9 protein-coding genes are annotated in these 8770 nt (G+C 67.9%); 6 read left to right on the forward strand and 3 right to left on the reverse strand.

Annotated elements, in window-relative coordinates; translation table 11 throughout:
• Nucleotides 1-99 precede the first annotated feature (99 nt).
• From EV652_RS21765 to EV652_RS21790, 6 genes are all read left to right on the forward strand, one after another.
• On the forward strand, nucleotides 100-1431 hold the full coding sequence (locus EV652_RS21765) for an ABC transporter substrate-binding protein (protein WP_132211025.1): 1332 nt from the start codon (nucleotides 100-102) through the stop codon (nucleotides 1429-1431).
• A complete protein-coding gene (locus EV652_RS21770) occupies nucleotides 1428-2342 on the forward strand; it encodes a carbohydrate ABC transporter permease (protein ID WP_132211026.1) in 915 nt (304 codons plus the stop codon). Before EV652_RS21765 ends, EV652_RS21770 begins: the two co-directional genes overlap by 4 nt.
• Complete coding sequence (locus tag EV652_RS21775) at nucleotides 2339-3229, forward strand: carbohydrate ABC transporter permease (RefSeq protein WP_242001906.1); 891 nt, start codon at nucleotides 2339-2341, stop codon at nucleotides 3227-3229. Before EV652_RS21770 ends, EV652_RS21775 begins: the two co-directional genes overlap by 4 nt.
• Nucleotides 3230-3251: 22 nt before the next feature.
• Entirely contained in the window at nucleotides 3252-4265 is a 1014-nt protein-coding gene (locus EV652_RS21780; protein WP_132211027.1) for a LacI family DNA-binding transcriptional regulator, read from the forward strand.
• 48 nt (nucleotides 4266-4313) lie between these two features.
• Complete coding sequence (locus tag EV652_RS21785) at nucleotides 4314-5330, forward strand: hypothetical protein (RefSeq protein ID WP_132211028.1); 1017 nt, start codon at nucleotides 4314-4316, stop codon at nucleotides 5328-5330.
• Nucleotides 5331-5405: 75 nt separating this feature from the next.
• A complete protein-coding gene (locus EV652_RS21790; protein WP_199238326.1) occupies nucleotides 5406-6404 on the forward strand; it encodes a YdcF family protein in 999 nt (332 codons plus the stop codon).
• A gap of 36 nt (nucleotides 6405-6440) precedes the next feature.
• On the opposite strand, the gene EV652_RS21795 is transcribed toward EV652_RS21790, so the two are convergent.
• The 3 genes from EV652_RS21795 to EV652_RS21805 are packed head-to-tail and all read right to left on the reverse strand — an operon-like array spanning nucleotide 6441 to nucleotide 8475.
• Entirely contained in the window at nucleotides 6441-6956 is a 516-nt protein-coding gene (locus EV652_RS21795; protein ID WP_132211029.1) for an NUDIX hydrolase, read from the reverse strand.
• 41 nt (nucleotides 6957-6997) lie between these two features.
• Entirely contained in the window at nucleotides 6998-7762 is a 765-nt protein-coding gene (locus EV652_RS21800) for a sulfite exporter TauE/SafE family protein (protein ID WP_132211030.1), read from the reverse strand.
• Entirely contained in the window at nucleotides 7759-8475 is a 717-nt protein-coding gene (locus EV652_RS21805) for a FadR/GntR family transcriptional regulator (RefSeq protein WP_132211031.1), read from the reverse strand. The genes EV652_RS21800 and EV652_RS21805 overlap by 4 nt, the downstream gene beginning before the upstream one ends.
• Between the last annotated feature and the right edge of the window lie 295 nt (nucleotides 8476-8770).

Consider the following 8770-nt stretch of genomic DNA (forward strand, 5'->3'; position numbering starts at 1 on the left):
CAAGATCGAACACGGAATATCACTGTGAACGTGCACAGCCCGCCGAGCCGCAATCAGCGCGCCACCGATGCCGGGCACTCCCTGAGGAGGAGACAAGTGATGCGACGAAACCCACGGCTCCGGCTGGCCGCTCTGGCCGCCGGCGCCGCGCTGCTGCTGGCAGGCTGCTCCGGCAACGACTCGGACACAGCCTCGGGCGCGGACGCGCCGGCCACCCAGCAGCAGGAGAACGTCAAACTCACGTTCTGGACCTGGGCCCCGAACATGGACAGGGTGGTGGCGACCTGGAACGCCACGCACCCCGAGATCCAGGTGACCGTGAACAAGCAGGACGGCGGCGACCCGGCGGTGACCAAGCTGCTCACCGCGATCAAGGCCGGCAGCGGCGCCCCCGACCTGATGCAGGCCGAGTACCAGAAGATCCCGACGCTGGTCTCCGCCGACGCACTCGCCGACATCTCGAAGAACCTCGACCAGGGCACCGCCGGGCACTTCCCGGAGACCGTGTGGAAGTCGGTGACGCTCGGCACCGATGCGGTGTACGGCGTCCCGCAGGACTCCGGGCCGATGATGTTCTACTACCGCACGGACCTCTTCAAGCAGTACGGCCTGCAGGTCCCGACCACGTGGGACGAGTACGCACAGGTCGCCCGGAAGTTGCACGCGGCCGACCCGAAGAAGTATCTCGGCACGTTCTCGGCGAACGACCCCGGCTGGTTCGCCGGACTGTCCCAGCAGGCCGGTGCGTCCTGGTGGAGCATCGACGGTGAGTCCTGGTCGGTGTCGATCGACGACGAGCCCACCCTCAAGGTGGCCGACTACTGGGGCGGCCTGGTCGCGGACGGTGTGATCGACAACAAGCCGATGTACACGCCGGAGTGGAACGCCGCGCTCAACAACGGCACGCAGGTCGGCTGGCTCTCGGCCATCTGGGCGCCCGGCGTACTCGAGGGCAACGCGGCCGCCACCAAGGGCAAGTGGGCGATGGCACCGCTGCCGCAGTGGGCACCTGACCAGCCCGCCACCGGAAACTGGGGCGGCTCGGCAACTTCGGTGACGTCGCAGTCCAAGCACCCGGCCGAGGCTGCCAAGTTCATCGAGTGGCTGAACACGTCGCCCGAGGCCGTGTCCGCGCTCGCCAAGGTGAGCGGGATCTATCCGTCCGACCAGCCCGGTCAGGCGCAGGCGCTGTCGGCGCCGCCGGCGTTCTTCGCCACCCAGGCGGACTTCTACCCGAAGGCGGCCGAGATCGCGAAGACGGCCCGCAGCTTCACGTTCGGCCCCAACGTCAACGTCGCCTATTCCGCATACACCGACGAGTTCGGCAAGGCCGCCCAGGCGAAGTCCAAGGAGGGCTTCACAGCCGCGGTGAAGTCGATGCAGGCGACCACGTTGGAGAACCTCAAGAGCGCCGGGTTCTCGGTCAAGTGAGCCCGACTCATCGGCGTCGCTCGCTGGCGCCGTACGCGTTCCTCGCCCCGGCGGTGGTGCTGTTCGCCGCCTTCCTCGCCCTGCCGATCGGGTACGCGGTGTACCTGAGCCTGCGCACCGTCAAGGTGCGCGGGCTCGGGCTCGGCAAGGGATCTCGCGAGCAGGTCTGGGCCGGGCTGTCCAACTACACCAAGGCGCTGACCGACCCGGACTTCGCCTCGAGCGTGCTGCGGGTTGCGGCGTACGGCGTGATCGTCGTACCGACCATGCTCGGGCTGGCCCTGGTGTTCGCGTTGCTGCTGGACACGCCGCGGGCCCGGACCAGGAAGTTCTCCCGGCTGGCGATCTTCCTGCCGTACGCCGTACCCGCGGTCATCTCCTCGTTGTTGTGGGGCTTCCTCTACCTGCCGTCGGTGAGCCCGTTCCACTACGCCGCCGACCGGCTCGGCTGGAGCCTGCCCGACGTGTTGTCGTCCGGGTCGGTGATCTTCGCGGTCGCCAATATCGCCGTCTGGGGTGGCGTCGGGTTCAACATGGTGGTGATCTACACCGCGCTGAAGGCGATCCCGACCGAGATCTACGAGGCCGCCGAGCTGGACGGGTGCGGCCAGATCGCGATCGCCTGGCGGATCAAGGTCCCGGTCGTGCTGCCCTCGCTGATCATGACGTTCGTCTTCTCGATCATCGCGACCCTGCAGGTGTTCGCCGAGCCGGTGACGCTGCGGCCGCTGACCAACACCATCTCCAGCACCTGGACGCCGTTGATGAAGGTCTACCGGGACGCGTTCACCCGGGACGACATCCACTCGGCGGCGGCGACCTCGGTGATCCTCGCGGCGGCGACGTTCGTGCTGTCGTTCGGTTTCCTGCGGCTGGTCCAGAACCGCGCCTTCGGTCAGGAGAACCGATGACGATCACTGCATCCCGGTCGACCGTGAAGCCGTCGGTCCAGACCGCTGTCCGTCGGCCGTCGAACCACAGTCCGGTCGCGACCGGACTGCTGCTGATCGGCGCCGTGTACTGCCTGCTGCCAGTGGCGTGGGTGGTGATCGCGTCGTCGAAGAGTGGCGCGGAGTTGTTCTCGACCTTCACCTTCAGCCCGTCGACGCATCTGTTCGACAACATCGCCGATCTGGCGGCGTACCGGGGTGGGCTGTTCTGGCGGTGGATGGCGAACACCGCCCTGTACGCCGGCGTCGGTGGACTGCTGTCGACGACTGTCTCCGCTGCGGCCGGCTACGGGTTGGCGAAGTACACGTTCATCGGCAAGCAGGCGACGTTCAACGTGCTGCTGGCCGGGGTACTCGTGCCGAGCGTGGTGCTCGCGGTCCCGCAGTACCTGCTGCTGGCCAAGCTCGGGCTGACCAATACCTACTGGGCCGTGCTGCTGCCGAGCATCATCAGTCCGTACGGCATCTATCTGGCCCGCATCTACGCGGCTGCCGCCGTACCCGATGATCTGGTCGAGGCGGCGCGGACCGACGGTGCCGGTGACTTCCTGATCTTCCGGTCGATCGCGGTCCCGTTGATGGCGCCCGGGCTGGTGACGGTGTTCCTGTTCCAGTTCGTCGCGATCTGGAACAACTTCCTGCTGCCGTACATCATGCTCGGCAACGACCATCTGTTCCCGCTCACCGTCGGGCTGTCCGGCCTGCTCAACCAGGGCGCGTCCCAGCCCAGCCTCTACACCTCGGTCGTGACCGGGTCGCTGCTCTCGATCATCCCGCTGCTGGCGCTGTTCCTGACCCTGCAGCGCTACTGGAAGGTCGATCTCGCGGCCGGCGCGGTGAAGAGTTGAGGTGAGACTAGACTCCGGGCCTGTGGAGCAGAACGGCGGCCGCAGGCGACCCACGATCAAGGACGTGGCCGCCGTCGCCGGTGTCTCCCGGGGCACCGTCTCCCGGGTGCTGAACGGCGGCCACTGGGTCTCACCGGAGGCACTCACCGCGGTCCAGGCCGCGATCAAGTCCACCGGGTACGCCGCCAACCGGCACGCGCGGAGCCTGGTCACCGGGCGGGCGAACTCGGTCGCGTTCCTGCTCACCGAGCCGCAGCAACTCCTGTTCGAGGACCCGAACTTCTCGGTCCTGCTGCGCGGCGCCGCGGATGCGCTGGCCAAGCGGGACATGCCGTTGCTGCTGATGGTCGCCGGGACTGCGGAGGAACGACGCCGCGTCACCGACTACGTCACCGCCGGCCACGTGGACGGCGTACTGCTGATCTCGTCGCACGCCGGGAACCCGGTAGTCGGCACCCTGCTGCGCGACGGCATCCCGACGGTCGCCTGCGGTACGCCGCTCGGGCACGAGGGCAAGATCGGGTACGTCGCCGCCGACGACGTCGCCGGGGCCCGCGAGATGGTCCGGCACCTGCGTGACACCGGCCGGCAACAGATCGCAACCATCACCGGACCGCTGGATACACCCGGCGGGGTGCAGCGGCTGCAGGGGTACCGCGACGAGCTCGGCGATGCGTACGACGAGTCGCTCGTTGCTCACGGCGACTATTCGCGACTGGGCGGGCAGCGGGCCATGAGTGAGCTGCTCGAACGCCGGCCCGATATCGACGCGGTGTTCGTCGCCTCCGACCTGATGGCAGCCGGTGCGCTGACCACGCTCGCCGCGCAGGGCCGGCGGGTGCCGGACGACGTCGCGGTCGGCGGGTTCGACGACTCGTATCTCGCCGCCTCGCTGACTCCTGCGCTGACCACGATGCGGCAGCCGTTCGAGCGGATCAGCTCGGAGATGGTCCGGCTGCTCGGCGACGTCATCGGCGGCGAACAGCCGGCCGCGGTGATCCTCCCCACCACCCTGGTGCGGCGGGCGTCGACCTGACGACCTATATGGTGACGAAGGCAACCAATTCCCGTTCGAGAGGAAAGCATGTCGCGCGTCACCTTCTCCCGCCGCCGGGTCTTCACCGCCCTCGGCCTGGCGGGTGTCCTGGCCACCGGCACCGCGATCACTGTCGCGGTCAACGGCCCCGAGTCCTCCCAGGCCGCCACCACGTCCGCAGCCACCGCTGCGTCGGACGTGTCGGCGACCCGCGCGATCAGCTGTGACACCAAGAAGGGTGGCAAGCCCTTCTACGACGGCCCTTCCGCGTCGAAGAAGTACGACAGCCGGTTCAGCAACAGCGCCGCGCTGCCGCGGCTCGGGTCGTACATCCCGCAGGGCATCGGCACCTGGTGGAACTGGTCCGGCTCGAAGAACCTGCTGCTGGTCGCCATGTACCACCCCGGCAAGAACTCGATCATCGTCGGCATCGACCCGGCCACCAACAAGGTCGTCGGTGACGTCGCGATCGCGCCGACCCACGCCGGCGGGATCACCACCGCCTACGGCTGGGCGTTCGTCCAGGGCAGCACCAACGGCATCCGCAAGTACAAGCTGTCGACACTGGCCGCCGCGATGAAGAAGTCCGGCACGCCGTACGTGAAGGCCGTCGGCTCGGAGCGCAAGGTGTACGGCGCGTCGTTCCTGACCAGCTACGGCGACTCGCTGTGGGCCGGGAAGTTCAACGACAAGGGCCGGGACAAGATGTACGAGTACAAGATCAAGCCGAACGGCACCCTCGTCACGGTCAACCGCGCGTGGGAGATCCCGACCAAGACGCAGGGTCTGCTCGTCACCAAGGGCCACTTCATCTTCAGCACGTCGTACGGGCGGAAGAACCTGAGCAACCTGTACGTCGTCAAGCGCGGCCAGCCGGACCTGGACAAGGCCAAGCTGAGCTGCTTCCGGGCGCCGGCCCTGTCCGAGGGGCTGACCGAGTTCGGCGGCCGCGCGTACCTGGTGTTCGAGTCGGGTTCGTACGAGTTCCGCTCGGACCCGAACACCAAGAACGTGATCACCCGCCTGCACAAGGCCTCGATCTCGTCCTTGACCGGGCTCGTCTGATTCTGTTCCCGACAACGGCGCCGCACCCTTTCGGTGCGGCGCCGTTGGCTTGTTCGCATGCTTTGATAGCTCCCGATGATGTTCTCTTTCGGGGTTGCCGGGTTCTGGTTCCTGATCTTCTGCGTCAGCTTCTGGCGGGACCGGCGGCTGTTCCGCAACGGCATCTTCCTGGTGCTCACGCTGATGTTCGCCGGCCTCGGCGTGATCTTCGCGCTCGAGTCCGTCTCGGGCACCGCCGCCCGGCTGCTCGTCGTCGCGATCCTGGTCGCGATCCCCCTGGCCATCGCGGTCCTGGCCGTGTTCCTGGTCGTCAACGGCGTCACCATGCTCCGCCGCGAAGGCCGCCGTCCGGCCAACCTGCTCTCGCTGCTCGCCGGTCTCGGCATCATCGGCTTCGTCGTCTTCGGCCTCGCTGTGCAGAAGATCGGCTGGGAACCGCTCGCGGCGGTTCGTTCGATCCTGATCGGCGTCCTGACCTACATCTCGTTCCTGTTCGTCTGCTTCCTCGCGTACGCGTTCGTGTACAGCCGGGTCCGGTCCTCCCGGAAGGTCGACTTCATCGTCGTCCTCGGCGCCGGCCTGCGCGGCTCCCGCGTCCCGCCGCTGCTCGCGAGCCGACTGGACCGCGCACAGCAGGTGTACGGCCGGGCCCTGCGCAAGGGCCGTTCCCCGATGATCATCACGTCGGGTGGTCAGGGGCCCGACGAGGACATCCCCGAGTCGCATGCGATGGCGTCGTACCTGATCGAACGCGGAGTCCCGGCGGACCGGGTGCTGCGCGAGGATCGATCCACGACCACGCTGGAGAACCTCACCTTCAGCCGCGAACTCATGGTCGCCCGGCGACCGAAGTACCGCTGCCTGATCGTGACGAACAACTTCCACGCCTTCCGCGCCGCCCTCACCGCGCGCAAGGCCAAGGTCGATGGGCAGGTCGTCGGCTCACCCACCGCCGCGTACTACTGGCCGACGGCAACCATCCGCGAGTTCGTCGCCATCCTCTACACCCACCGCTATCTGAACGGCGTCATCTGCCTGGTGATCGCCGCCGGCGCCATCACCCAGCACCTCTAGCACCCAGCACCTCTAGCACCCAGCACCTCTAGTGGATCAGGACCAGAGCTCGAACGGCTCGTCGATCTCCTCGCCCGCCAGGAAGCGGGTCAGCAGACCCGGCACATTGCGCGGGTAGAAGGCCTCCTTGCTGGCCACGACCTCGGCGATCGGCCACCAGCGGAAGTCGAAGTAGTCTTCTTTCTCGTATTCGAACCGCCCGGCCTCGTCCACATCCGGCCCCGGCCCTTCGAGCCGCACCTCGCAGACCACCTCGTGCTGGAGGTGCCGGGAGTCGCGATGCCGGAACGCCGCCGTACGCCGCCAAGTCGGAGAGCCCACCTGCTCGGGGGGCACGATGATCCCGGTCTCCTCGTGCAGCTCCCGCACCGCGGCGTCCAGATAGGTCTCGCCCTCGTCGATGCCGCCACCGGGCAGCTCCCACCACACGCCCAGCTCCGGCGCGGACAGTTCGCGAGTGTGGAACAGCAGGATCCGGTCCTCGCTGTCACGGACGACGAGCCGGACCACGTCCCGCTCGACGATCGGCAGATCCTTCGGCAGCGTGGTCATCGGGCTCCTCCCAGCAGAAGACGCTCGAGCATAACGCGGCCCTAGCGCAGCATCAGGACGGCGGCGATGATGCCGGCCAGCACGATGAGGACGCGCAGCACCGTGGCCGGCAGGCGGCGGCCGATGTGCGCGCCGACGTAACCGCCGACGACGGAGCCGGCGGCAAGAAGGCCGGCGACGGTCAGGTCGAGGTCGGCGACGAAGATGAAGATCAGGCTGGCGACGAGGTTCGCGGCCAGTAATGCGAGGGTCTTGAGCGCGTTGACGATCCGCAGGTCCAGGTCCAGGCCGAGGCCGAGCACGGCCATCATCATCACGCCCGCACCGGCGCCGAAGTAGCCGCCATACACACCGGTCAGCGCCGCGAAGAACGTGGTCGCGGGCGACATCGCCGTACGCTCCCCGTGCGGCTCGTCGTGCCGTGACCGCAGCCACTTCGTGATCCACGGCTGGACACCGACGATCAGGCAGGTGAACAGGATCAGCCACGGCGCGATCGCCGCGAACACCCCCGGCGGCAGAGCCAACAGCAGCACCGCACCGCCGATCGCCCCGATCGCACAGGTCAGTACAACGGCGATCGTGTGCGCCCGGCGTACCTCGCGCAACTCGCGGCGGTACCCGAACGAACCGCTCATCGCGGCTGGCAACAGGCCGAGCGTGTTCGACGTGTTCGCGACCACGGGAGGGATCCCGAGCGCGATCAGCACCGGGAAGCTAAGCAACGACGCCACCCCGACCGTCGACGTCAGTACGCCGGCCCCAAGCCCCGCAGCGATGACAGCTACATGTTCAGGACCCGTCACGACTGCTCGCGGAGAAGTGCGACGTCCGACGCGAGCATGACGTGCTCGTGCATCGCCAGCGCGGCGGCATCCGGATCACCGACGGCGATCGCATCGGCCACTCTTTGGTGACCTGCCAACGACTCGCGCGGCCGGCCGGGCTGTGACAACGACTCCAACCGGGTCTCCCGGATCAGGTCGTGGATCGCCGCCATCATCTGCGTCAGCAACTCGGACCGCGCGGCCGTGGTGATCGCGCCGTGGAACTGCTCGTCCGCCTCCACCCCGCGCCCACCGGCGTCGATCTCGCGCTCCATCTCCTCCAGCGCCGCCTGGATTGCGGCGAGGTCAGCGTCGGTACGACGTACCGCCGCCAGCGCGGCCAGCTTCGACTCGAGCGCGTCGCGGGCCTCGATGATCTCTGGCAACCGGTCGGCATGCGCGCGGATCGCCTCCATCACCGGAGCAGTCCTGGCCCGCCCGGTCAGCACCGTGCCGTCGCCGTGGCGGACCACCACCGCGCCGATCACCTCGAGTGCCACGAGCGCCTGGCTCAACGTCGCCCGGCTCACCCCGAGCCGCTGGGCCAACTCCCGCTCGGGCGGCAGCCGGTCACCCGGCAGCAGACCGTTCTCCATGATCCAGGTGGAGATCTGATCCGCGACCTGCTCATACAGCCTTGACCGCAGTACCGGACGGGGCGGTACCGGTCGGTTAGAGGGCGGCGAGTCCATACGCCCACCTTATGACAACTGGCTCATTGGGCTATTGACTAGGCCACTGAGCCAAATACGGTGAAGGGTGCATTACCCTACTTCGCCGACGAGTTCCTGCCCGCACACTCGCCTGACCTCCGCGAGAGACTCACCGCCGCAGAAGCCCGACGCGAAGCTCAACGGACGACGCCGGGCTGAACGGACGACGCCGCACTCAACGGACGACGCCGCACTCAACGGACGACGCCGCACTCAACGGACGACGCCGCACTCAACGGACGACGCCGCACTCAACGGACGACGCCGCACTCAA

Source organism: Kribbella steppae (genome assembly GCF_004342025.1).
GTDB classification, from domain to species: Bacteria; Actinomycetota; Actinomycetes; order Propionibacteriales; family Kribbellaceae; genus Kribbella; species Kribbella steppae.